Annotated in this window: 16 protein-coding genes; 11 read left to right on the top strand and 5 right to left on the bottom strand. The window is 75.1% G+C overall.

From position 1 onward, the window contains the following. The first annotated feature begins 95 nt into the window (after positions 1 to 95). The 5 genes from SLAV_RS11200 (at position 96) to SLAV_RS11180 (ending at position 7,551) form a co-directional block, all read left to right on the top strand. The gene (locus SLAV_RS11200; RefSeq protein WP_030227569.1) at positions 96 to 389 is read left to right on the top strand and encodes a DUF503 domain-containing protein; all 294 of its coding nucleotides are present in this window, start codon (positions 96 to 98) and stop codon (positions 387 to 389) included. Positions 390 to 422: 33 nt separating this feature from the next. Then, complete coding sequence (gene rbfA / locus SLAV_RS11195; protein WP_030227571.1) at positions 423 to 875, top strand: 30S ribosome-binding factor RbfA; 453 nt, start codon at positions 423 to 425, stop codon at positions 873 to 875. Beyond that, positions 872 to 1,780: a tRNA pseudouridine(55) synthase TruB gene (gene truB, locus SLAV_RS11190; RefSeq protein ID WP_030227572.1), complete on the top strand. Its 909-nt coding sequence runs from the start codon at positions 872 to 874 to the stop codon at positions 1,778 to 1,780. The genes rbfA and truB overlap by 4 nt, the downstream gene beginning before the upstream one ends. Before the next feature lie 237 nt (positions 1,781 to 2,017). Beyond that, on the top strand, positions 2,018 to 6,475 hold the full coding sequence (locus SLAV_RS11185; protein WP_051840517.1) for a S1 family peptidase: 4,458 nt from the start codon (positions 2,018 to 2,020) through the stop codon (positions 6,473 to 6,475). 119 nt (positions 6,476 to 6,594) lie between these two features. Next, positions 6,595 to 7,551, top strand: coding sequence for a bifunctional riboflavin kinase/FAD synthetase (locus SLAV_RS11180; protein ID WP_030227574.1), 957 nt, complete (start codon positions 6,595 to 6,597; stop codon positions 7,549 to 7,551). Positions 7,552 to 7,611: 60 nt separating this feature from the next. On the opposite strand, the gene SLAV_RS11175 is transcribed toward SLAV_RS11180, so the two are convergent. From SLAV_RS11175 to eccE, 3 genes are all read right to left on the bottom strand, one after another. Next, positions 7,612 to 10,332, bottom strand: a complete 2,721-nt coding sequence (locus SLAV_RS11175; RefSeq protein ID WP_100660864.1) for an SCO5717 family growth-regulating ATPase — start codon at positions 10,330 to 10,332, stop codon at positions 7,612 to 7,614. Between the two features lie 173 nt (positions 10,333 to 10,505). Beyond that, positions 10,506 to 11,228 carry a hypothetical protein gene (locus SLAV_RS11170; protein WP_030227580.1) on the bottom strand — a complete coding sequence of 241 codons (723 nt, stop codon included), beginning with the start codon at positions 11,226 to 11,228 and terminating at the stop codon, positions 10,506 to 10,508. Next, entirely contained in the window at positions 11,225 to 12,487 is a 1,263-nt protein-coding gene (gene eccE, locus SLAV_RS11165; protein WP_234333480.1) for a type VII secretion protein EccE, read from the bottom strand. Before eccE ends, SLAV_RS11170 begins: the two co-directional genes overlap by 4 nt. Before the next feature lie 265 nt (positions 12,488 to 12,752). Between eccE and eccB the strand changes: the two genes are divergently transcribed. From eccB to SLAV_RS11145, 4 genes are all read left to right on the top strand, one after another. Further along, positions 12,753 to 14,333, top strand: a complete 1,581-nt coding sequence (gene eccB / locus SLAV_RS11160; protein ID WP_030227584.1) for a type VII secretion protein EccB — start codon at positions 12,753 to 12,755, stop codon at positions 14,331 to 14,333. A gap of 11 nt (positions 14,334 to 14,344) precedes the next feature. Next, positions 14,345 to 15,604 carry a type VII secretion-associated serine protease mycosin gene (mycP, locus tag SLAV_RS11155; RefSeq protein WP_234333481.1) on the top strand — a complete coding sequence of 420 codons (1,260 nt, stop codon included), beginning with the start codon at positions 14,345 to 14,347 and terminating at the stop codon, positions 15,602 to 15,604. Positions 15,605 to 15,817: 213 nt separating this feature from the next. Continuing rightward, the gene (locus SLAV_RS11150; protein WP_030227588.1) at positions 15,818 to 16,153 is read left to right on the top strand and encodes a WXG100 family type VII secretion target; all 336 of its coding nucleotides are present in this window, start codon (positions 15,818 to 15,820) and stop codon (positions 16,151 to 16,153) included. A gap of 43 nt (positions 16,154 to 16,196) precedes the next feature. Beyond that, a complete protein-coding gene (locus tag SLAV_RS11145; protein WP_030227590.1) occupies positions 16,197 to 16,505 on the top strand; it encodes a WXG100 family type VII secretion target in 309 nt (102 codons plus the stop codon). 83 nt (positions 16,506 to 16,588) lie between these two features. On the opposite strand, the gene SLAV_RS11140 is transcribed toward SLAV_RS11145, so the two are convergent. Both SLAV_RS11140 and SLAV_RS11135 read right to left on the bottom strand, forming a co-directional pair. Further along, positions 16,589 to 16,822, bottom strand: coding sequence for a DUF397 domain-containing protein (locus tag SLAV_RS11140; protein ID WP_030227593.1), 234 nt, complete (start codon positions 16,820 to 16,822; stop codon positions 16,589 to 16,591). Positions 16,823 to 16,942: 120 nt separating this feature from the next. Continuing rightward, positions 16,943 to 20,896: a type VII secretion protein EccC gene (locus tag SLAV_RS11135; RefSeq protein ID WP_030227596.1), complete on the bottom strand. Its 3,954-nt coding sequence runs from the start codon at positions 20,894 to 20,896 to the stop codon at positions 16,943 to 16,945. A 195-nt stretch (positions 20,897 to 21,091) separates the two neighbouring features. Here SLAV_RS11135 and eccD point away from each other — a divergent pair, with 195 nt between their 5' ends. Continuing rightward, positions 21,092 to 22,612, top strand: a complete 1,521-nt coding sequence (gene eccD / locus SLAV_RS11130) for a type VII secretion integral membrane protein EccD (protein ID WP_030227597.1) — start codon at positions 21,092 to 21,094, stop codon at positions 22,610 to 22,612. Positions 22,613 to 22,784: 172 nt separating this feature from the next. Beyond that, a complete protein-coding gene (gene rpsO, locus SLAV_RS11125) occupies positions 22,785 to 23,072 on the top strand; it encodes a 30S ribosomal protein S15 (RefSeq protein WP_030227598.1) in 288 nt (95 codons plus the stop codon). The last annotated feature ends 104 nt before the right edge of the window (positions 23,073 to 23,176 follow it).

The following is a 23,176-nucleotide window of genomic DNA, read 5'->3' as shown; positions in this document are numbered from 1 at the left end:
GTTCTGGTGACCGGCCGCTCGCGCGACCGGGAGATCCCTCCGGGCGACGGCCCGGCGGGCCACCTAACCCGCACCGGCGGGACATCCGGAACTGCATGTACGTGGGGACTCTGTCCTTCGATCTGCTCCTCGGCGACGTCCACTCGCTGAAGGAGAAACGCTCCGTCGTCCGGCCCATCGTCGCCGAGCTCCAACGCAAGTTCTCCGTGAGCGCGGCCGAGGTGGGAGACCAGGACCTGCACCGCAGGGCCCGTATAGGGGTCGCCCTGGTGAGCGGGGACGCGGGGTTCGTATCGGACGTGCTCGACCGCTGTGAGCGGCTGGTCGCGGCGCGTCCGGAAGTGGAGCTGCTGTCCGTGAGGCGGCGGTTCCACGGTGATGAAGACTGATTGCTTGTCTGCAAGGAAGAAGGAGACGGACCAGTGGCCGACAATGCGCGGGCGAAGAAGCTGGCGGACCTCATCCGGGAGGTGGTTGCCGAGAAGCTGCAGCGCGGCGTCAAGGACCCCCGCCTCGGTACGCACGTGACCATCACGGACACCCGGGTCACCGGCGACCTGCGGGAGGCCACGGTCTTCTACACGGTCTACGGCGACGACGAGGACCGGGCCAGCGCGGCCGCGGGCCTCGAAAGCGCCAAGGGCGTACTGCGCTCCGCGGTCGGCCGGGCGGCGGGGACCAAGTTCACGCCCACCCTGACCTTCGTCGCGGACGCCCTCCCGGAGAACGCCAAGACCATCGAGGACCTCCTCGACAAGGCGCGCGCCTCCGACGCCCAGGTGCGGGAGGTCTCCTCCGGCGCCCAGTACGCCGGCGACGCCGACCCGTACAAGAAGCCGGGCGACGAGGACGACGAGGACGCAGCCGCGGAATGAGCAGCAACGCAGGGAAGACTCCGGACGGCCTTGTCATCGTCGACAAGCCGTCCGGCTTCACTTCGCACGACGTGGTCGCCAAGATGCGCGGGATCGCCAAGACCCGTCGCGTCGGCCACGCCGGCACCCTCGACCCGATGGCGACGGGCGTCCTCGTCCTCGGCGTGGAGAAGGCCACCAAGCTCCTCGGCCACCTCGCGCTGACCGAGAAGGAGTACCTCGGGACCATCCGTCTCGGGCAGTACACCCTCACGGACGACGCCGAGGGCGAGATCACCTCGTCGGCCGACGCCTCCGGGGTGACCCGCGAGGCGGTGGACGCCGGCATCGCGAAGCTGACCGGCGACATCATGCAGGTCCCGTCCAAGGTCAGCGCCATCAAGATCAAGGGCGTGCGCTCCTACAAGCGCGCCCGCGACGGCGAGGACTTCGAGATCCCGGCCCGGCCGGTGACCATCTCGTCGTTCCAGGTGTACGACATGCGGGAGGCGGAGGCCGAGGACGGCACCAAGGTCGTCGACCTCGTCGTCTCCGTCGTCTGCTCCAGCGGTACGTACATCCGAGCCCTCGCCCGCGACCTGGGCGCCGACCTCGGCGTGGGCGGCCACCTCACGGCGCTGCGGCGCACGCGGGTGGGCCCGTACAAGCTCGACCGCGCGCGGACGCTGGACCAGCTCCAGGAGGAGCTGACCGTGATGCCGATCGGCGAGGCGGCTGCCGCCGCCTTCCCGCGCTGGGACCTGGACGCCCGGCGGGCCTCGCTGCTCGCCAACGGGGTGCGGATCGAGATGCCGGACGAGTACCAGGACGGCCGGACGGTCGCCGTCTACGGGCCCGAGGGGCAGCTGCTCGGGCTCGTGGAGAGCAAGAACGGCAAGGCGAAGTCCCTCGCGGTCTTCGTCTGAGCCGGTCGGGATGCCGACGTGGAGCGGTGAGCGCACACGGACTGCCGCTCACCGCTCCACGACCCCCCTCGGGTAGGTCTCTATCCACCCGGAGCCCCGTATTCACCCGTCCGAGCAGGCGCTCGGAGTGAATGCGGGGAGCGTAAGGGGGCGCTTTCGCACCGCGTGCTTTTCGTGCTGATCTTCACTTGCCTACCGTCGTGACCAGGGGTCCCGCGGCAGGGGAGTGGTGCGGCGATGACGGACGAGGTCACCGGCGGTACGAGGAGTTGCGGGGCCGAGCCTCGGACGGACTTCGGCGCGGGTCCGGGCCGGGGCTCCGGCGCGCGCCCGGGCACGGGAGCCGCCGGGGCGGAACCGGGTGCCGGTGACGCCGCGGGCGAGGCGCTGAGGCTCGTGCTGGTCTGCGACGAGGCCGGACGGCCGCGCGGCAGCGGCTTCGTGGCCGACGACCGCGGCACGGTGATCACCAGCCACGCGGCCGTCGACGGACCGGGCCGGGTGGTCCTGCACGCTCCGGAGGGCCGTAGCTGGCCCGCCGGCCCGCAGGACGTGACCCCCCTGCCGGACCTCGGGCTGGCCCTCGTACGGACCGACGGGCTGGGGCTGCGGCCGCTGCCGGTCGCGGCGTGCGAGGAGATCCCTCCGGGGACGTACGTACGCCTCCCCGCGCGGGGCTGGCGCCAGGCGCGGGTGCTCGCGGCCGGTGCGGAGGTCACCTACACCGCGGCCGGCCGCGCCCATCTCCTGCCCGCCACCGTCGAGTTGGCGATCGGCACGGACGGCCGGGACGCCCTCAGGCGGGGCGCGGAGACCTGCGGGGGGCCGGTCCTCGACGCGGAGACCGGAGCGGTGCTCGCGGTCCTCGGCACCGCTCTCGGCACGGAGCACCGCTCCGGGAACTTCGCCGTCCCGCTGCGCGCCTGCGCCGCGGCGGCGCCCGGCGGCCCCCTCGCGGCCCTGCTGGAACGCAACTCCGCCACCGTGCCGGGGTACGGGGCCGACCTCAACCTCGCCGGGGTGCTGGAGCTGACCGCGACCGCCCTCGGCTCGGTATTCCCCCCGGCCCCGGCCCTCGGCACCGCGCCCGCGCCCGACGCCGCGGCGGAACCCGTGCCGCGCCCCGCGGTCGCCGCCGGGCTCGCGGCCTTCACCACGGGCGAGCGCCCGGTCCTGGGCCTGGTCGGCGCCCCCGGCACCGGCCGCACCACCGCCCTCGCCGCCCTCGCCGCCGACCGCGCGCGCGGCCCCCTCCCCGCGCCGACGCTGTGGCTGCGCGGGGCCGACCTGCGGGGCGGGGACGCCTCCCTGGCCGACGCCGTGACACGGGCCCTCGAAGCGGCCGGCCGGATCGTCACCGCCGGCGGGGCGGGGCCCGTGCCGCAGGGGACGGCCGAGCGGGTGGCCGGGCTGGCGGCGGCCGCGGGGCGGGCGCTGCTGGTCGTGCTGGACACCCCCGAGGAGATGCCGCCGCAGCTCGCACACCGCCTCGCGCCGTGGACCGGAGCCACCGCCGGGTGGCTGCGCGGGACCGGGGCCAGGCTGGTGGTCGCCGCACGGCCCGAATACTGGGAGGGGGCCGGGAAGCTGTACCCGCCGGGGATGCTGCACACCCCGGACCGGGCGGCCCGGCGGCTGCCGCCCGCGCTCCCGGTCGGGGACCTGACCCCGGACGAGGCGCGGACGGCGCGGGCCCGTCTGGGGATCCCGGACGACGCCGTGCGGGAGGCCGACGCCCGGCACCCCCTCACCCTGAGCCTGCTCGCCGGGATCCGGGCCGCCGGGGTCACGGCGGGCCGCCCGGGGCGCGACGAGGTGTTCGCGGCGCACCTGGACCTGGTGGCCCTGCGCGTGGCCGTCCGCATCGCCGTCGCCGACACCGGGCGGCCCCCCGGCGTCCCGCCGCGGTCCCACACGGGCCCCGACACACCCACCGACGCCGCGCGAACCCCGCACCCCGCTCCCCCTCCACCACCCGACCCCACCCACCGCCCCCACACCCCCGGCGACACGGCCCCCGACGGGCGGCCCGCCGACGGCGCGGACCTCGACGGCGGCTACCCCGGTGACGCGCAGGCCGGTGGCTCGGACCCTGATGGCGCGTATGCCCGGGGTGCGGGCTTTGGCGGCTGGTACGCCGGGGGCGTGGACTCCGGTGGCGCGCAGGTCGGGGGTCCGGGCTTCGGCGGCGGGCGCTTCGATGGCCCGGACCCCGCGGACGGGACGCGCGGCGGTGTGCCCGGAGCCGCCGGTGCTCAGGGTCCGGGCCCCGGGTCCGCCGGTGGCCCGGCCGGTGGCGTCCGGGGGGACGGGGAGCGGAACCGCCGGGGCCCCGCCCCGGACGGCGGGATCCCGCGGCCGCGGACGGCCGGATCGCCCGGTGCCTGGCCGATGGCTGGTGACGGCCCCGGCTCGGCCGGGTACGGGGCGTGGCCCGCCGGGACCCGGACCACCGGCGCCCACCGCGCCGGGGCGAGGCCCGGCACCGACCCGGCATGGGCCGGCGCCCCGGGCCAACCACGGGCCGATGGCCCTGCCTCGGGACCTACGGGTGCCGACGACTGTGACGCGGGCCGTCCATGGGCCGAGGGCCGTGGCGCGGGTCGTCCGGGGGCCCAGGGTCGCGACCCGGGGCCCGCAGGGGCCGGTGACCGTGGCCTGGATGGTGCATGGGACGGGGGCCGGGACCCCGGACCCGCGGGTGCCGATGGCTGTGACTCGGGTAATCCGGGAGCCCAGGGTCGTGCCCCGGGACCCGCGGGGGCCGGTGGCGACGGCGCGGGCCGTCCGTGGGACGGGGGTCGGGACCCGGGGCCCGTGAGTGGCGGGCTGGGGGTGGTGTACGGGCCCGGGGTGCGGCGGCTTGCCGCGCGGGTGGCCGGGCGGGTGCACGAGGCCGCCCGGCGCTGCCTCGGCCCCGGGCAGGGCCAGCTGGACCGGGCCTCCTTCGAGGAACTGTTCCCCTGGCGCACCGGCTGGGCCTCCGCCGTCCTCACCGAGGGCCTCCTCGTCCCCGCCGGCCCCGGCTACCGCTTCGCCCACGAGGAGCTCTCCGACTGGCTCCAGGCGGCCCACCTCGACGTCCCCACCGCCCTTGACGCCCTCGTCCACCACGGCCCCGCCACTCCCGGGCCGCCCGTGCCCCGGCACCGCATCGGGCCCGTCCTGGAGGCCCTGCGGCGGCTCCCGACCGCCGAGACCCGGGGTGTGCTGAACCGCCTGGTCGGCGCCCTCAACAGCTTCACGGAACAGCCGGCGGAGCCGGACGGCCCCGTCCACCCCGACCGCGTCTGGTGGGCCGCCCGGCTGCTGCGCGGCACCCTGCTCGGGGCCCCCGACGCCGCCCCCCACCTCCCCGTCCTGCACGCCCTCGCCGAGCACGTGGCCCGCGCGGGCCCCGGGGAGTTCGGCGGCTGGTTCTGGAACCGGCTCCGGCTGCCCGAGTCCGACCGGCTCGACCTGCTGCGCCGCCTGCTGCCCTCCGACCACCACTACCTGGAGGCCGCCGCCCGCCGTCTCGTCCGCGCCCCGCGGCTCGTCCTGCCGCTGGTCTGCGCCTGGTTCACCGACGAACGCCGCTTGCGCGGCCGCCCCGGAGCCACCGTGGCCACCGCCGCCCAGGCCCTCCTGCACACCCACCGGGCGCTGGCCGTCGACGACCTCACCGAGGCCCTCGTCGGCGCCGGACACCCCCGCGCCGACGAACTGCTCGCCGTCCTCGCCGAGGACGAGCCCTCCGCCCTGTCCCGCGCCGTCCACCGCTGGGCACACGACGAGCGCCCCGGCCGCCGCGTGGCCGCGGCCGCGTACGGCCTCGCGACCGCCCCCCACGTGCGCAGCACCGCCGACCGGGAGCTGCTGCGCCACGCCGCCCAGGCGCTGCTCGCCCGCCCCGGCGACGCCCCCCTGCACGGCAGCGCCCTCGCCGTGCTGCTGCGCGACCCCCAGGTGCGGGCCCGCTACCTGCCCGATGCCCTCGACTGCTTCCGCGACCCCGGCAGCGGAGCCCGGCTGCCCGCCTCCGCACTGGTCGCGGCCCTGCCCGTACTCCCCGACCCGGACGCCGTGTTCGCCGCCCTGCGGGCCCGCGCCGACGGCGAGGTGCTGCGCGCGCTGGCCGCGCTGACCACTCCCGGGCTGGCCCGGCGCGCGGGCGACCTCGTACGGGACCACCTGGCCGGCCACCCCGAGGACGCCCCGCACGCCGCCGCGTTCGTCGACCGGCGCCTGGAACAGGGCCCGGCCGCCGGGCCCGTGCTGCGCGCCCTCGTCCTGGACCTCCTGCGCACGGCCCCCTCGGCGGTGCGGTCCGAGCTGGCCCGCGTACTGGCGGCGCCGGGCGGGGAGCCCTCGCGGACGCTGCGCGGCGAGCTGGCCGACGTACTGCTGCGCGAGGAGGAAGATCCGTCGGTCCTGGGCACCTTCCTGGAGGCCCTCGCCGCCGCGGCCCCCGTACGCCCCGAGGAGCGCACCCGGGAGCTGCTGCGGCGGACCGGCCGCCGGCTGCTGCGGGCCCCCGGCGGGCCCGTGGTGTTCGAGCACCGCACGGTGGAGCTGGCCCGGGCCGATCCGGCGTTCGGGGCGCTGGTCGCCCGCTGGCTCACGGACGCGGAGGCGGATGCCGCGGCCCTCCTCGGACCCGGTGCCCGGCGTACCGTGGAGACCCTCAGCAGGGCCGCCCCTGACGTCACATGAGGCGGCCCGCCCCTGAGCCGGACGCCGATGCGGGGCCCCGGCCACCGGCATGGCAGTCTTAGACCTGCAATCGGCAATCAGTACAGGGACTACACGGGTTCGGGCGAGGAGCGGTCACAGTGCAGCGCTGGCGTGGCTTGGAGGACATCCCCCAGGACTGGGGACGCAGCGTCGTCACCATCGGCTCCTACGACGGTGTGCACCGGGGACACCAGCTGATCATCGGGCGGGCCGTGGAGAAGGCGCGGGCCCTCGGCGTGCCCTCGGTGGTCGTCACCTTCAGCCCGCACCCCAGCGAGGTGGTCCGGCCGGGCAGCCACCCGCCGATCCTGGCCCCCTACGACCGCCGTGCCGAACTGATGGCCGGTCTCGGGGTCGACGCACTGCTGATCCTGCCCTTCACGGCGGAGTTCTCGCAGCTGTCCCCGGCCGACTTCATCGTGAAGGTGCTGGTCGACAAGCTGCACGCGCGCGCCGTCATCGAGGGCCCGAACTTCCGCTTCGGCCACCGGGCCGCCGGGAACGTCGACTTCCTGACCGAGCTGGGCGCCACGTACGACTACGAGGTCGAGGTCGTGGACCTGGTGGAGCGCGGCGAGGCGGGCGGCGGGGTGCCGTTCTCGTCCACCCTCGCGCGCAGGCTCGTCGCCGAGGGGGACATGGACGGCGCCGCCGAGATCCTCGGCCGCCCGCACCGGGTCGAGGGCGTCGTGGTGCGCGGTGCGCAGCGCGGCCGCGAGCTCGGTTACCCCACGGCGAACGTCGAGACCCAGCCGCACACCGCGATCCCGGCCGACGGGGTGTACGCGGGCTGGCTGACGGCGGACGGCGAGCGGATGCCGGCGGCGATCTCGGTCGGCACGAACGTGCAGTTCGACGCCACCGAGCGGACCGTCGAGGCGTACGCGATCGACCGCGTGGGGCTGGACCTGTACGGGATGCACGTGTCCGTCGACTTCCTCGCGTACGTGCGGGGCATGGCGAAGTTCGAGTCGCTTGACGGGCTGCTGGAGGCGATCGCCGACGACGTGAAGCGGGCGCGGGTGCTGACGGAGGCGTACGACTCCGAGCGCTGACGCGCCGCGCGAGCCGAGAGGGCCCGTACCGTCCTGGGGACGGTACGGGCCCTCTCGCTCTCAGCCGAGGCGCGGGTCGCGCGGGGGCTGGCCCGGGGGCTGCTGCCAGGGCTGGCCGGGCTGCGGGTAGGGCTGGCCGCCGTACGGGGGCTGCTGCTGGGGCTGCTGGTACGGGCCCGCCGGCTGCGGGGCCGGGGCCTGCGGGGCCTGCGGTGCCTGCTGGGGGTACGGCTGCTGCTGGGGCTGCGGGGCTTGCGGGTGCTGCTGGTGCTGCTGGGGTCCGCCCCAGTGCGCCTGCGCGCCCTGCTGCTGCGCACGGACGAAGTCCTCGGCGACCAGCGCGGAGAGCGTGAAGTACGCCTCCCGCGTCTTGGGCCGCATCAGGTCCAGGTCCACCTCGGCGCCGGCCGCCAGGTGTTCGTCGAAGGGCACCACGACGACCCCGCGGCAGCGGGTCTCGAAGTGCTGCACGATGTCCTCGACCTTGATCATCTTGGCGGTCTCGCGGACCCCGGAGATGACGGTGAGGGAGCGCGAGACCAGGTCCGCGTACCCGTGGGCGGACAGCCAGTCGAGGGTGGTGCTGGCGCTGCTCGCGCCGTCCACCGACGGGGTCGAGATGATGATCAGCTGATCGGCCAGGTCCAGGACCCCGCGCATGGCGGAGTAGAGGAGTCCGGTGCCCGAGTCGGTGAGGATGATCGGGTACTGGCGGCCGAGCGTCTCGATGACGCGGCGGTAGTCCTCGTCGTTGAAGGTCGTCGAGACCGCCGGGTCGACGTCATTGGCGATGATCTCCAGGCCCGAGGGGGCCTGCGAGGTGAACCGCCGGATGTCCATGTACGAGTGCAGGTACGGGATCGCCTGGACCAGGTCGCGGATCGTCGCGCCGGTCTCGCGGCGGACGCGGCGGCCGAGGGTGCCGGCGTCGGGGTTCGCGTCGATGGCCAGGATCTTGTCCTGGCGCTCGGTGGCGAGGGTCGCACCGAGGGCGGTGGTGGTCGTGGTCTTGCCGACGCCGCCCTTGAGGCTGATGACGGCGATGCGGTAGCAGGACATCACCGGGGTGCGGATGAGTTCGAGCTTCCGCTGGCGGTCGGCCTCGGCGGCCTTGCCGCCGAAACGGAAGCCGGAGCGGGTGGGCTTGGGCTTCTGCTTGGCGCGGATCAGGCGGTCGGAGGACAGCTCGACGGCGGCGGTGTAGCCCAGCGGCGCGCCGGGGCCCTGGCCGGGCTGCTGCTGGTACGGGCCCTGCGGGTGCGGCTGCGCGGCCTGCTGGGGCCAGGGGGCGGGGGCCTGCGGCGCCGCCTGCGGGGTGGCCTGCCCGGTGGCCTGCGGCGGCGGGAAACCGTACCCCTGCGGGGGCTGGGCCTGGGGCTGCTGCGGGGTGACGGGCGGGAACCCGTACCCCTGGGGCGGACCCGAGGACGGGAACGCGGGCGGCAGCGGCGGCAGTTCACCCCCGGCGCCGGGTCCCCCGAACGGAGTATCCGCGGGAGAGGGCGCGGCGGCGTACGGACCCTGCGGGGCGTCCTGGGGCACCGCCACGCCCTCGGGGGGCGTGGCGGTCCGGGGCGCGGCCGGCACCTCCGGCGGCGCGGGCACGGCGATGGGCTCCACCACCGGCACCCGGAAGGGGGCGTCGGCCGGGGCCGCTCCCTCGGAGCCGGAGGAATCCGCCGGACCCGCCCCCTCCGCGGCCTGGACGGGGGACACGGCGTCAACCGGACCCTGCGCCGGGTAACCGGCCGGGAACGGCACAGCGGGAGCGTCGGCCGGGGCCGGGGAGCCGGTCGGGCCCTGCGCCACGTATGCGGGCGGAGCGGTATCGGCCGGGGCCTGGCCCTGGGCCGGGAACGCGGGCACTGCGTCGGCCGGGCCCGGGTGGGCGGGCGCGTCGGCCGGACCCTGCGTCGGGAACGCGGGCGGCGCGACGTCCGCAGGAGCGGGGGCCGAGGAGCCGGTCGGGCTCGGCGCCGCGTATGCGGGCGGAGCGGCGTCCGCCGGGGCCTGGCCCTGGGCTGCGAACGGCGGCGCATCGGCCGGGAAGGCCGCCAGGCCCTGAGCCGGGTGTGCGGGCGGCGCGGCGTCCGCAGAGGCCTGGGCTGCGAACGGCGGCGGGGCGTCGGCCGGAGTCGGGAAGGGGACCGGACCCTGCGCCGGCAACGCGGACGGCGCGGCGGCCGGGGGGTCGGCCGGGAAGGGGGCCGGACCTTGCGCCGGGAACGCGGGCGGCGCAGCGTCCGCCGGAGCCGGAGCCGGAGCCGGAGCCGGAGCCGGAGCCGGAGCCGGAGCCGGAGCCGGAGCCGGAGCCGGAGCCGGAGCCGGAGCCGGGGCGTCGGCCGGGCCCTGCGCCGGGAACGCGGGCGGAGTGGCGTCCGCCGGGGCTGCGGGCGGCGGGGTGTCGGCCGGGGCCGGGAAGCCGGTCGGGCCCTGGGGCGGGAGGACGGGGGTGCCCGCGTCCGCCGGGGCCGGGAACCCGGGCAGTGCGGTCTCGGCCGGCGGCGGCGTGTCGGACGGGGTGCGCGGAACCGGCGGAGCGATCCGCATCGTCGGCGGGGAGACCACGTCCGACGGCCGGTGGGGTTCGAAGCCGCTGCCCTCGGGCAGCCCCGGCAGCCCCGGGACCGGCGCGGCAGGCGTCGACGCGCCCTGCGTGTACCAGGCCGGCGGGGTGTAGTCGATGGTGAACTCGCCCGTCACATCGGGCTCCGCGTCGGACTGATCGTCCGTCGGGACGTCCCACGTCCCGCCGCGCCTCTCGTTCCGATCGCCGCTCACTGGTCCTCCTGGTCTGTCGAACACCGGTCGGGCGCCCACCTCGACGCCGCGCCCGCGCTCAGCCTAATCGCGCCCCGCGGACCGACGGCCCCCGAGGTCACGCCCCCGTACTCCTGCCTACAGGCCACCCGCGCCCTGAGCAACCGTCATCGCGCACCACCGCCCCCGTCGGTTCAGTCGATGCGCCGCGCCGCGCCCAGCAGGCCCGTCTCCGTTTCCGTGCCCTGCGTCATCACGAACTTCCGGTCCCGGGGCGTACACCACAGCGTCACCCCGTCCCCGAGCGTCGGCAGGGACTCCACCGCCGCCCGCGGCAGCTCCATCAGCACGCCGATCCGCTCCGCCTCGTCGGGGGACACCCGCTGCACCCCCACCAGCGAGGAGTTCCTCAGCAGCCGCGGAGCCGTCGGGCTCAGGTACGGCAGCAGGGTCAGCACGGACTGCCACGGCCCCGCCACCACCCTTCCGCGCGGCGGCCGCATCCCGCAGTCCCGGACCACCAGCACCGGACTGCCCGCCGAGGCGCCCTGCGGCGGCACCCGGCCCACGTCGTGCAGGGTCACGCACTGCTGCCCGCCGCCGGCCGCCCGGGCCAGCCCGGACCACACCTGCGCGCGCCCCGTCTCGACCGCGACCCGGGCCCCGGTCGCCGCCGTCCGCAGGGCCAGCACCTGGGCCGTCCACAGCCCGCCGATCAGCGTGACCTCGTACGGCGTGGGCCGGTTCACGCCGAGCACCGCCGGGCGGCCCTCCGCGTCCACCCCGATGACGACCCCGTCGTCCCCGACGGGCAGCGCCAGCGCGTCCAGATCGCCCGCCGGGACCACGTGCCGCTCCCGGCGCGGCCCGATCAGCCCGAAGCCGCCCCTGACCGCTCTCCTCGCCGGGCCCGTCACCGCGCTCCTCCCAACGGCAGCGAGGCCAGCAGCCCCGGCACCTGTTCCCGGTCCAGCCGGACCAGCCCCGTCCGCACGCCCCGCGCGGTCCGCTCCAGTTCCCGCCGGGCCGCGACGAGCTCCTCGTCGCTGCGCCCGGTCACCCGGACGTGCCCGGTCAGCGTCACGCCCTGCCGCTCGGCCGGGGCCATCGTCAGGCTGAAGTTCGTCGCCAGCGCGGGCAGCGAGGTCAGCAGGGCCACGAACTGCGGCAGTGCCGCCCCAGTACCGCCCAACTGCGGCCAGCGGGCTATCCAGTACGTCGTGTGCCGCCGGTCGTCGCAGCGCCAGGTCCGCGGGGTCTCCTCCGTGCGCCGGCCGGTGCTCGCGGAACGTCCCGCCTGGGTGATCGCCATCGGGTTCGCGCAGGAGGAGGTCGCGAGCGCGCCCGTCAGCTCCTGCTCCGTCAGCACGGCGGCCCGGAACCCGGCCCCGGCCAGCCGGCTCGCCAGCTGGTCCGCGACCCGCACCAGACACCGCTGCGCCCCCGCCAGACCGCCGCCGCGGGCGGCGACGGCCTCCGGGCACAGTTCGGGGTCGAGCTTGAGCGCGATCCACGTCAGCCGCACGGCCGGGGTGCCCGTCCGGGCCTGGAGCGGGGCGTAGTTGAGCGCCGCCATCGACCGGGCGGGCAGGTGCGGGGCCGGGGCGGGCTGCGTGTGCTGGACGAGCTGCGCCGACTCCAGCCGGATGCCGTCCACTTCGAGGACGTCCCGTACGGCGGACAGCGGCAGCGGCCGCGCCCCCCGGTCCGGGCGCAGCGCGGTGGCGTCCATGTCCACCTGGACCACGGCCGTCAGGAAGGTCCCGTCGCCGACCATGCCCACCGGCCGCCGGTCACGGTCGCTGAAGGTCAGCGTCCGAAGCGCCGGATCGGCCTCGACCAGCGGAGCCAGCCCCGGCTCGGTCCCCGCGGGCACCGCGAGCGACGCGGCCCTGCGGCGCCGGGCCCGCAGCGCGAGCGCGCCGCCGATCCACTCGGGCAGGGACCGCTGGTGGCGGCGTACGACGGCCAGCAGTACCAGGACGAGGGCCAGGACGCCGGCGGGCACCAGCAGCAGCGGCTCCACCACCCACGCCACGAGCAGTACGGCCGCCGCGAGTTGGAGGAGCACCAGCTGTTGCAGCCGGAACGGTCCGAACCGGCCCGGGCCCGACCTCGGATGCGGCGTCACGGCGCTCCGTACGGGCGCGGCCGAGGCCGCCTGCGGCTCCGTCACGGTGGCCCTCACTCGCGCACCTCCCCATCAAGGGGGCGGACCCGGCGCGTCCGGCACCGTGCGGCAGCGGCCGCCCGCTCCGGAACCTCCACGATCCACCCCGACAAGTCCTGACCGCCCCGGTCCGGAAGGCGCTGAGCCGACTTCCCAGCCTACCCGCCCCCGGCCGACCCTCCGTCAAGAGGCATAGTAGGTCCCCGGTCCGACAACCAAGGCCCGGGGAACGGACCCACCGACCGGGCCGTGCGGGGAGAAGCAGGCGGTCATGGCATCACGACGTGATGAGCTCAACGCGTACACCTTCGCGAAGCGGCGCACGGTGGCAGCGTTCCTGCAGCCCTCGGCCACCGGTACCGAGGAGGGCGCCCCCAGGCCGCTGCGCGCCGTCGTGCCCGGGGTCGTGATCGGGGCGCTCGTGGTCGCGGGCTTCGGAGCCTGGGGCATGTTCCGGCCACAGGCCCCCAAGGGCTGGGACGAGCCCGGCGCGACCGTCATCGTCGGCAGGCAGTCGACGACCCGGTACGTGGTCCTGACCACCAAGGTCGGCGGCAAGGACCAGACCCGGCTGCACCCCGTGCTGAACCTGGCCTCCGCGCGGCTCCTCCTCGACCCGCAGAAGTTCAAGGTCGTCCAGGTCGAGGACAAGGTGCTCGACGCGGGCAAACCCCCGCGCGGCCCCATCATCGGCATCCCCTACGCCCCCGACCGGCTCCCCGCGAAGCAGGACGCGGGCAAGGCCAAGCGCTGGGCCGTCTGCCAGCAGCCCGGCGGCAACGGCCGGGGCGTCCAGACTGCGGCGTTCGTCCTCGCCGACCGCGAGGCCGGACTGCTCGACGACGCGCGCCGCACCGCCGACGGCCAGGTGCTGTACGTGCAGAGCACCGGCGGGGCCAAGGAGCGCTTCCTCGTGGACGCTGCCGGGACCAGGTATCGCTTCCCGGAGGGCAGGCCGGACTCCGCGACCCTCACCACGGCCCTCGTCGGCACCGGCGCCACCCCGCAGCCGGTCACCGCGGAGTGGCTCGCCACCCTCAACGCGGGCGACGACCTGGCCTTCCCGCAACTGCCCGGCACCCCGGGCGCGAACGCGGCGGTACCGGGCCTGGGCGCGGCCGACGCCAGGGTCGGCATGGTGCTGACCGCCCAGACCGGCTCCGGAACGCAGCACTACGTCGTCCTGCCCGACCGGGTCGCCCCCGTCTCGGAGTTCGTGGCCTGGCTGCTGATCTCCTCGCCCGCCACCGACAGCCTCAACATGCACGGCAAGGCCCACGAGATCGACCTGCAGTCCCTGGGCCCCGACGCCACCCCCTTCAAGGAGGAGGCCCGCTGGCCGCGCAAGCGCGGACCGCAGGTCAACCGGGTCGCCGACACCCCGGGCGCCCCGCAGGGCGCCGAACGGCGCGACACCGTCTGCAACGTGCTGCGCTCGGTCGACGGGCAGGGCAACCAGACGCTGAGCACCTGGGCCGGGACCGGCTTCCCCGTCGACATCGCCGCGAGCGGCACCAGTTCCTACGTCACCCCCGGAACCGGACTGCTCTACACCCAGGTCCAGGGCCGCCAGACCACCGCCGGCGGGTCGCTGTTCCTGGTCACCGACACCGGCCTGCGCTACGCAGTCCAGGCCAACGGCGACAGCGACGCCGCGCAGTCGAAGATCGGCGCGCCCGACCCGCAGGCCCCGGGCGGGGGCGGCGACGGCCGTCCCGAGGCCAGTCAGGCGCAGATCCGGCTCGGCTACGGCGGGGTCGTGCCCGCCATGGTGCCGATCGCCTGGTCGGAGTTCCTCTCCAAGGGACCCCGCCTCGACACCAACTCCGCCCGTCAGCCGCAGGGTTCATGAGGAGGCCGTCCGTGCCGCAGACGCCCCGCGCCGTCCTGGCGGGCGCCGCGCTCGCCCTCGTCGCGGCGTGCGGTGCCGGTGCCGGTGCCGGTGCCGGTGCCGGCGCCGCGCCCGGCGCCCGGTCCGCGCCGCCGCCACCCCCGTACGCCCTGCGGCTCGCCGGGGCGGGGGAGTGCACCTTCCCCATGAAGAAGCAGATCGCCGACCGGCCCTGGGCCCTCCAGCGGCTCATGCTGGACGCGCTGTGGGCGCGGACCAAGGGCAAGGGCGTCCGCGTCGCCGTCATCGACACCGGCGTGGACCGCGCCAACCCGCAGCTCTCCGGCGCCCTCGATCCCGGTGCCGGCCGGGACTTCCTCGACCCCAAGGGCGGCGACGGCACCAACGACACCGTCGGGCACGGCACCAAGGTCGCCGGCCTGATCGCGGCCCGCCCCCAGGAGGGCACCGGCTTCGTCGGCCTCGCCCCCGAGGCCACCGTCATCCCCATCCGGCAGAACGACGGCCAGGGCAACGGCAACGCCGCCACCCTCGCCCAGGCCATCGACCACGCGGTGGCCAAGGGCGCCCAGGTCATCAACATCTCCCAGGACACCGACGCCCCGCTCACCCCCGACTCCGACCTGGGCAAGGCCGTCCAGCGGGCCCTGGACGCCAAGGCGGTGGTCGTCGCCTCGGCCGGCAACGACGGCCTGACCGGCCAGAAGCGCCGCACCTATCCCGCAGCCTTCCCCGGGGTCCTGGCCGTGGCCTCCTCCGACCGCAACAACGAACGCGCCGCGTTCTCCCAGCCCGGCGACTTCATCGGCGTCGCCGCCCCCGGTGTCGACATGGTCTCCACCGTCCCCGGCTTCGGCCAGTGCATCGACAACGGCACCAGCTTCTCCGCCCCCTACGTGGCCGGGGTCGCGGCCCTGCTGCGCGCCGAGCACCCGCAGTGGACCCCGCAGGAGGTGGTCTGGCAGATCCAGAACACCGCCGAGCGCGCCGTCAACGGCCGTGACGACTACGTCGGATGGGGTGTGGTGGACCCGGTCCGCGCCGTCACCCAGGACCGCGAGGCTCCCCGGGCCCCCGTCCCCGACCCGGGCCCGCCCCCGGCGGCCGCGCCCCGGGCCGCCGAACTCGCCCTGTCGGAGACCGTCCAGGAGCGCGAGGAGCGGATCGGCACGTACGCTCTGGGCGTCGGCGCCGTGCTCATCGCCGTCATCGCCGCCACCGCGACGGTCGTCCGCGAGGCCCGCCGACGCCGCCGACACCCTTTGCAGTGAACGGTAACGGTTCATCTACGGTGACGGCCCACCGGTGTTGGGCGCGGAACCCGAACTGGCTAGAGTGACCGCAGGCTTCACGACTGTGATCGGGGGATTCGTGAAGCGGAGGGGGAAGTGCGTTGCGCGTGGCTGGAATTCCGCGCCGCGAAGGTCCGCTCCGCCCTGCAATCCGCCGGTTCTGCCGGGGAATTGAGAAGTGAGGAGCTTCGGATGACGAACAACTTCGGTCTTGCGGACGATCCGGTCGTCAAGGCGGCCAACAAGATCTCCGAGACGGCCAACGCCGTGACCACGCAGTCCCGCGAGCTGGCCGACATCCTGGCCACCGTCAGCGCGGGCTGGACCGGTGTGGGTGCCGAGGGCTTCAAGAAGGCCCAGTCGGACCTCAACATCGACCACGACGAGATCCGCCGCCTGCTCGGCGTGCTGCACAACGCCGTCTCGCAGACCAAGAACCTGACCAACGCCCAGGACGACGAGGTGCGCGCCGCGTTCAACTCGATCGGCGGCGGCAGCGGCGGCCGTTCGGGCCTCGACGGCATCTGAGTCCGGCGCCGTCCCCAGCAACCCCACCGCGAAGGAGAAGATCATGTCCGGCACCGACGGCCACACCCGGGTACGGTACGAGAGCGTCCAGCAGATGGCGGACCGCATCCGCGTCGTCTCGAAGAACATCCTCAAGGACCTCGACGAGATGGAGGCGGCCGTGAAGGTCGTCACCGACACCTGGGACGGTGAGGCGCACCTGGAGTACGTCAACCTCCAGACGAAGTACCACCGCCGCGCCGACCACATGCAGCAGGAGCTCGAAAAGGTCGCCCAGATCATCGAGCGCGGCAAGGGCGACTACCGTGCCACCGACGTGAAGGCCTCGCGCCTGTTCACCGAGGCCTTCTGAGCCCGGTACCCACCGGCACGGCGCCCGCGCGAAGGGGGCGCGCCCACCCGGGGCGCGCCCCCTTCGCGCATGCGCGACCACCCTCAGGTGAGGTCGAACTCCCCGTCCCGGGCCCCCAGGACGAAGGCCTCCCATTCGGCCGCCGTGTACCGCAGCACCGTGTCGCGGTCCAGCGAGGACCGCATCGCCACCGCGCCCTCGGGCAGTTTGGCGATCTCGACCCGCTCCTCGTCCGGGCTGGTCCCGGGCGGGCCCTGCCATTCGACGCCGCTGATGTCGAGCGCGTACAGCTCGTCCTTCTCCTGCTGGGTGCCCATGTGCGGCCCTTCCCTCGGTGGTGCGGTGCTCCCGCGGTCTGCCGATTATCGGTGCTGGCGGCCGGCGCGGGGGAGCGTTTCCCGATGATCACCCCGCACCCGGCCGGGCCGCACCGGCCCTCACAGCCCCGGCATCCGCCCGAGCTGCACGAGCGACGTGCCGCGCCTGCGCGAGACGAACCAGCCGCGGCCCGGCGGCATCGGCCGCGGGCGTACGGTGCCCAGCAGATCGCCCTCGGAGGGGTCGCCCGACAGCACCACGCCCTGCGCGCCCAGCTCCTTGATCCGCTGCATGAAGGGCTCGTACAGCGCCCGGGAGGCCCCCGCCGAGCTGCGCGCGATGATGAAGCGGACGCCCGTGTCCCGGGCGAACGGCAGGAACTCCACGAGCTGCGCCAGCGGATTGCCCTGGCTCGTCGCGACCAGGTCGTAGTCGTCGATCACGATGTACACGTCCGGGCCCGTCCACCAGCTGCGGTCGCGCAGCTGCTGCGGGGTGACGTCGGTGGGCGGCTGCCGGCGCGAGAACACCCCGCCCAGCGCCTCCATGTGCATCTGCAGGGAGCCCGCCATCGGCGCGTACTCCAGCAGGTGCTCCTCCGGCAGCGCCCCCAGCAGCCCGCGCCGGTAGTCGCCCACGACCAGTTTGGCCTGGTCCGGGGAGTACCGGTCGGCGATCTGCCGGGCGATGAGCCGCAGCAGGTTCGTCTTCCCGGACTCGCTCTCGCCGAACACCAGGAAGAAGGGGTCCGTCTCGAAGTCGACGAACACCGGCTCCAGCGCGGTCTCGTCGATGCCGATCGCGATCCCGCGCTCCGGGAACTCCCCGCCCTTGGGCAGCCGGTCCGCGTGCAGCAGCCGCGGCAGCAGCCGTACGCCCGGAGCCGCCGGCCCCGACCAGCCCGAGCGCACCGCCGCCACGAAGGCGGCCGTGGCCTCAGAGAGGCTGTCGGGGTCGTGTGCGCCGTCGACGCGCGGCAGGGCGCCCAGGAAGTGCAGCTTCTCCGGCACCTGGCCGCGTCCCGGCATCCCCGTCGGCACGTTGGCCGCGACCCGCCGGTCGAACTCGGAGTCCATCACGTCGCCGAGCCGCAGCTCCAGCCGGCCCAGCATCTGGTCCTTCAGCGCGGCCCGCACCTCCATGTACCGGGCCGCCGTGACCACCACGTGGATCCCGTAGCCCAGACCACGGGACGCGATGTCCGTGACCACCGGCTCCAGGCCCTCGTACTCGGTGCGGAAACCGCCCCAGCCGTCGACGATCAGGAACACGTCGCCCCACGCCTCGCCGGGCAGCTCGCCCGCCGCGCGCCGCCGCCGGTAGGTGGCGACGGAGTCGATGCCGTTCGCCCGGAAGAACTCCTCGCGCCGGTTGAGGACCCCCGCCACCTCCGCGACCGTACGCCGCACCCGCTCCGGATCGAGCCGGGAGGCGATCCCGCCCACGTGCGGCAGCTCCGACACCGCGGACAGACCGCCGCCGCCGAAGTCCAGCCCGTAGAACTGCACCTCGCGCGGGGTGTGCGTGAGCGCGAACGCCGAGATCAGCGTCCGCATCAGCGTCGACTTGCCCGACTGCGGACCGCCGACCACCATCATGTGGCCCGCCGCCCCCGAGAAGTCCCGGTAGAGCACCTCGCGGCGCTGCTCGAAGGGTTTGTCGATCAGACCGAGCGGAACGACCAGCCCACCGGGCCGGGTGTACCCCTGCGCGTGCAGCCCCCGCTCCGCCGACGGGGCCAGCGCCGGCAGCAGCTGGTCCAGCGGCGGCGCCTGGTCCAGCGGCGGCAGCCACACCTGGTGCGCCGGCACCCCCTGCCCCTCCAGCCGGCCCACGATCACGTCGAGCACCGTGTCCGCGAGCGCGTCGTCCTCCCGGACCGCGCCCGCCGCCAGGTACGCCGGGTCCGGGGCCGCGTACACCACCGGCACCGGGGCCGCCGTGAACAGCACCGGCCGCCGCTCCACCGGGAACGGCCCCGCCGACAGGTCCGGCCCGCCCGAACGGTAGGTGCCCGACACGTAGGCCGCCTTGAAGCGGGTCATCTCGTCCGTGCCGAACTTCAGGTACCCCGAACCGGGCACCGACGGCAGGTGGTACGCGTCCGGCACGCCGATCGCCGTGCGCGACTCCGCCGCCGAGAAGGTCCGCAGGCCGATCCGGTACGACAGGTACGTGTCCAGTCCGCGCAGCTTGCCCTCCTCCAGCCGCTGCGAGGCCAGCAGCAGGTGCACGCCCAGCGAACGGCCGATGCGGCCGATCTGGATGAACATGTCGATGAAGTCGGGCTTCGCCGTGAGCAGCTCGGAGAACTCGTCGATGACCAGCACCAGCGAGGCCAGCGGCTCCAGCGGGGCGCCCGCCGCGCGGGCCTTCTCGTAGTCGTGGATGTTCGCGTAGTTGCCCGCCGAGCGCAGCAGCTCCTGACGGCGCTGGAGCTCCCCGCGGATCGAGTCGCCCATCCGGTCCACCAGCGTGAGGTCGTCCGCCAGGTTGGTGATCACCGCCGCGACGTGCGGCATCTGCCCCATCCCGGTGAAGGTGGCACCGCCCTTGAAGTCGGCGAGCACGAAGTTCAGCGTCTCCGAGGTGTGCGTCACCGCCAGCCCCAGCACCAGCGTGCGCAACAGCTCCGACTTGCCCGAACCGGTCGCCCCCACGCACAGGCCGTGCGGGCCCATGCCCTCCTGCGCGGCCTCCTTCAGGTCCAGCATCACCGGCGCGCCGTCCTCGCCCACACCGATCGGCACGCGCAGCCGCTCGCCGGCCGAACGCGGCCGCCAGGTCCGCGCCACGTCGACGGCCGCCGCGTCGCCCAGGTTCAGCAGGTCGGTGAAGTCCAGGTTCGCCAGCAGCGGTTCGTCGTCGTCCCCGCCACCCGTGCGCAGCGGCGCCAGCTGACGCGCCAGGGCCTCCGCCGCCGGCAGCGACAGGACGTCCGGCGTGCCCTCGTACACGACGCCCGCGCCCGACTCCAGCCGCAGCCGGCCTGGCCGCACCACGACCGACAGACCGCCACGCGGCTCGTCCAGCTCGCCCGCGACCACCTCCACGATGGTCACGCCCTGGAGGCCCTCGGCGGCCGCGAACACCGAGTCCGGCGGCACCAGTCCACCGTCGAGGACCACCATCAGGTGCGGCTGGTCCAGCACCGGGGACCCCTCGCGGCTGAACCGCGACCGCCCCTCCAGCCGCGGGCCCAGCAGCTCCTCCAGCTCACCGAGGTCATCGCCGAACAGCCGCTTCGTGCCCGCCCCGTCGACCCGGCCCGGCACCTGCGTGTGCGGCAGCCACTTCACCCAGTCCCACGACGGCACCGCCCCCGGCGCGGCCACCACCGCCACCACCAGGTCCTCGGGGGAGTGCAGCGTCGCCAGCTGCGCCACCAGCGCCCGCGCCGTACCGCGCGCCGACTCCGGCTCCCCGGACACCGTCACGTGGTAGAACGCCCGGATCGACAGCGCCACCGGCAGCCCGTCCAGCGAGGAGTGCACCTTCAGGAACCGCTGCATCGCGCCCGCCGTCAGCGGCTCCAGCTCGTCCACCGGAGCCGTGTCCGGAGCCACCAGGGCCGTCGCGAGCCGCTGCGCGCCCAGGCCCAGCCGGGCCTGGCCGAAGTCCGCGTCGCCCACCCGCCGTTCCCACAGCCGCGAGCCCTCCGCCACCACCGACCACAGCTGCTCGGGCGCCGGGTGCAGGTACAGCTGCGCGTCACGCTGCGCCCGTGCGGTCCTGCGCACCTGACGGCGCGTCTGCGCGAGGTACTTGAGGTAGTCCCGGCGTACGTCCGCCATTTGCCCCTGCGTACCGCGCCGGAAGCGCACCAGCTGGGCTATGACCATGCCCACCGTCGACGCCAGCATCAGCACGCCCATGATGCGCATGAACGGCGCCGCACCCGGCATGAAGAAGAAGACGACCGACGAGCCCATGCCGAGCATCGGCAGGAGCTGCATCAGCATGCCCTCCTGCTGCCCCCGCGGGAGTTCCGGCGGAGCCTCCAGTCTCAGGTCGTCCGAAGGCACCTCGGGCGGCAGGGACCGGGGCGGGCGTTTGACGACGATCTGGCTCACCGGAGCATCAATCCCTTGAAAACGGACGGGACGCCGCAACCGGCGCCCCCAAGTCCCGGGCGTGGAGGGGGACTCCTCCGCGCCCGGTGATCCTACTTGCCGACAGTCGCACCCCCGCCGGGTAGGGTGACGCGCGCAGCATGCGCATCCGCGAATCGGACGCCGCCACCGGCGCCAACCAGGGGGGTCCCACAGGTGAGTACGGCCGAGGCGACGGGGTTCTGCAGGGTCACCGTCGTGGCTCCCGACAGCCGCATCGACGTCGCCCTCCCCGAGGACATCGCCGTCGCCGACGTCTACCCGGAGCTGCTGCGCCTCACCGGCCAGACCCAGCCCGTCGGCGCCCCCACCGGATTCCACCTCGTGCGCCGCTCCGGCACCGTCCTCGACGGCGCCCGCACCCTCGCCGCCCAGCAGGTGCTCGACGGCGAGGTGCTCAGCCTGCGCCCCTTCGCCGAGTCCCTGCCGCCGGCCGTCTTCGACGACGTCTCCGACGCGGTCGCCGCGGCGGTCGTGCGCGACCGGCACCGCTGGAGCGACGACATGCTGCGCGGGGCGGGCCTGGCCGGCGCCGCCCTGCTGCTCGTCCTGCTCGGGTTCGTCCTCTGGTACGCCGATCCCCTGCGGCACGACATGCACGGCCTGCCGGGGATCATCGCGGGGGCCGTGGGCCTCCTGCTCACCGCCGCCGCCGGGGTGCGCGCCCGCGTCTACCGCGACCGCGGCTCCGCAGTCGCGCTCGGCCTCGGCGGCCTGCCGCACCTGCTGATCGCCGGATCCGGCATCGTCGCCGCCGGCGCGGGCCAGGGGCCGGGCCGCCTGCAGTTCCTGCTCGGCTGCCTCTGCGTCCTCGTCGCCTCCGTCGCCCTCGTCGCACTCATCCCGGACGGCGACGCCCCCTTCGTCGCGGCCACCTTCCTCGCCGCCACCGGGAGCCTGGCCACCTTCGCCGCCATCGCCGCCGGGGCCTCCGCCACCGCGACCGCCGCCGTCTGCGCCCCCGTCGCCATCGGGCTCGTCGCCTTCCTCCCCGGCCTCTCGGCCCGCTTCGCCCGGCTGCCCATCGGGTACGCCGCCCCGCGCAGTGCGGCCGAGTACGTCGAGTACACGGCGAGCCCGGACCGCTACGAGACCGCCTCCGGCGCCGACCCGGACGCCCCCGCCGCCCCCGGGCACGACCCGGCCGCCCCGCTCGACGCCGAGCAGATCGCCGCGCAGGCCCGCCGCGGCCACGAGATGCTCCTCGGCCTGGTCGGGGGCTGCGCCGCCGTGGTCGTGGGCTCGGCCGCCGTCCTCGGCTTCTCGGACGGCACCTGGGGCCGGCTGCTGGCCCTGGCCGCGGGCCTGGCCATGCTGCTGCGGGCCCGGCTCTTCCGGTACACCTCCCAGGTGGCCTGCGCCCTCGTCGCCGGCCTGGCCTCCGTCGCGCTGCTGATCCTGGGCCTCGCACTGCACCCGCCCGCCGATCTGATGTTCGACTTCGTGCGCTACCACGACCGCGGCGGCCTGGACCTCCGTACGATCTGGCTCTCCGCCGCCGTCGCCGCCGGCGCGGCCCTCCTCGCGGGAATTGCGCTTGTCATCCCCCGCAAGGGCCTGTCACCCTTCTGGGGACGGCTGCTCGACCTCACCGAGGCCGCAGTACTGCTCAGCCTGGTCCCGCTGGCCCTGGCCGTGCTCGACGTCTACGGCCGCGCCCGGTCTCTCACCAGCTGAGACGGCGCGACCCGGCAGCCTGGTACGCTGTGTGACGGCCGTTTGTGTACGCGCCCCCGGACCTGCTCTGGAGGCTGCGCTCAGCGGACCCCGCCTCCCGAGTTACGGAAGATCCCCAGAGAATTCGACCTGGGGCACTCGGTGGCTACGAAGACCAAAACGAGGAGTACGCGTGCCGCTCGACGCCGCTACGAAGAAGCAGATCATCGCAGAGTTCGGTGCCAAGGAGGGCGACACCGGCTCTCCCGAGGTCCAGGTCGCGATGCTCTCCCGCCGCATCTCGGACCTGACCGAGCACCTGAAGGCCCACAAGCACGACCACCACTCCCGTCGTGGTCTGCTGATCCTGGTCGGCCAGCGTCGCCGCCTGCTGCAGTACCTGGCCAAGAAGGACATCCAGCGCTTCCGTACGCTGGTCGAGCGCCTCGGCATCCGTCGCGGTGCGGCCGGCGCCAAGTAAAGACGCTGTGAAGGGAGCGGTTCCCACACCGATGGGGCCGCTCCCTTTGCTGTACGTGCGCGACGTACCGGACGCTTTGTAGTCTGGACACAGCGCACGACCGA

Source organism: Streptomyces lavendulae subsp. lavendulae (assembly GCF_002803845.1).
GTDB classification, from domain to species: Bacteria; Actinomycetota; Actinomycetes; order Streptomycetales; family Streptomycetaceae; genus Streptomyces; species Streptomyces lavendulae.
Note: the sequence above shows the minus strand (reverse complement) of the source record. Positions and strands in the feature narration are given on the sequence as shown.

What these genes read in the sequence shown, in the direction of transcription:
- SLAV_RS11200 (WP_030227569.1), top strand. Translation starts at nt 96, where the DNA reads ATGTACGTGGGGACTCTGTCCTTCGATCTGCTCCTCGGCGACGTCCAC.
- eccB (WP_030227584.1), top strand. Translation starts at nt 12,753, where the DNA reads ATGGCATCACGACGTGATGAGCTCAACGCGTACACCTTCGCGAAGCGG.
- SLAV_RS11185 (WP_051840517.1), top strand. Translation starts at nt 2,018, where the DNA reads ATGACGGACGAGGTCACCGGCGGTACGAGGAGTTGCGGGGCCGAGCCT.
- SLAV_RS11145 (WP_030227590.1), top strand. Translation starts at nt 16,197, where the DNA reads ATGTCCGGCACCGACGGCCACACCCGGGTACGGTACGAGAGCGTCCAG.
- truB (WP_030227572.1), top strand. Translation starts at nt 872, where the DNA reads ATGAGCAGCAACGCAGGGAAGACTCCGGACGGCCTTGTCATCGTCGAC.
- SLAV_RS11140 (WP_030227593.1), bottom strand. Translation starts at nt 16,822, where the DNA reads ATGGGCACCCAGCAGGAGAAGGACGAGCTGTACGCGCTCGACATCAGC.
- SLAV_RS11150 (WP_030227588.1), top strand. Translation starts at nt 15,818, where the DNA reads ATGACGAACAACTTCGGTCTTGCGGACGATCCGGTCGTCAAGGCGGCC.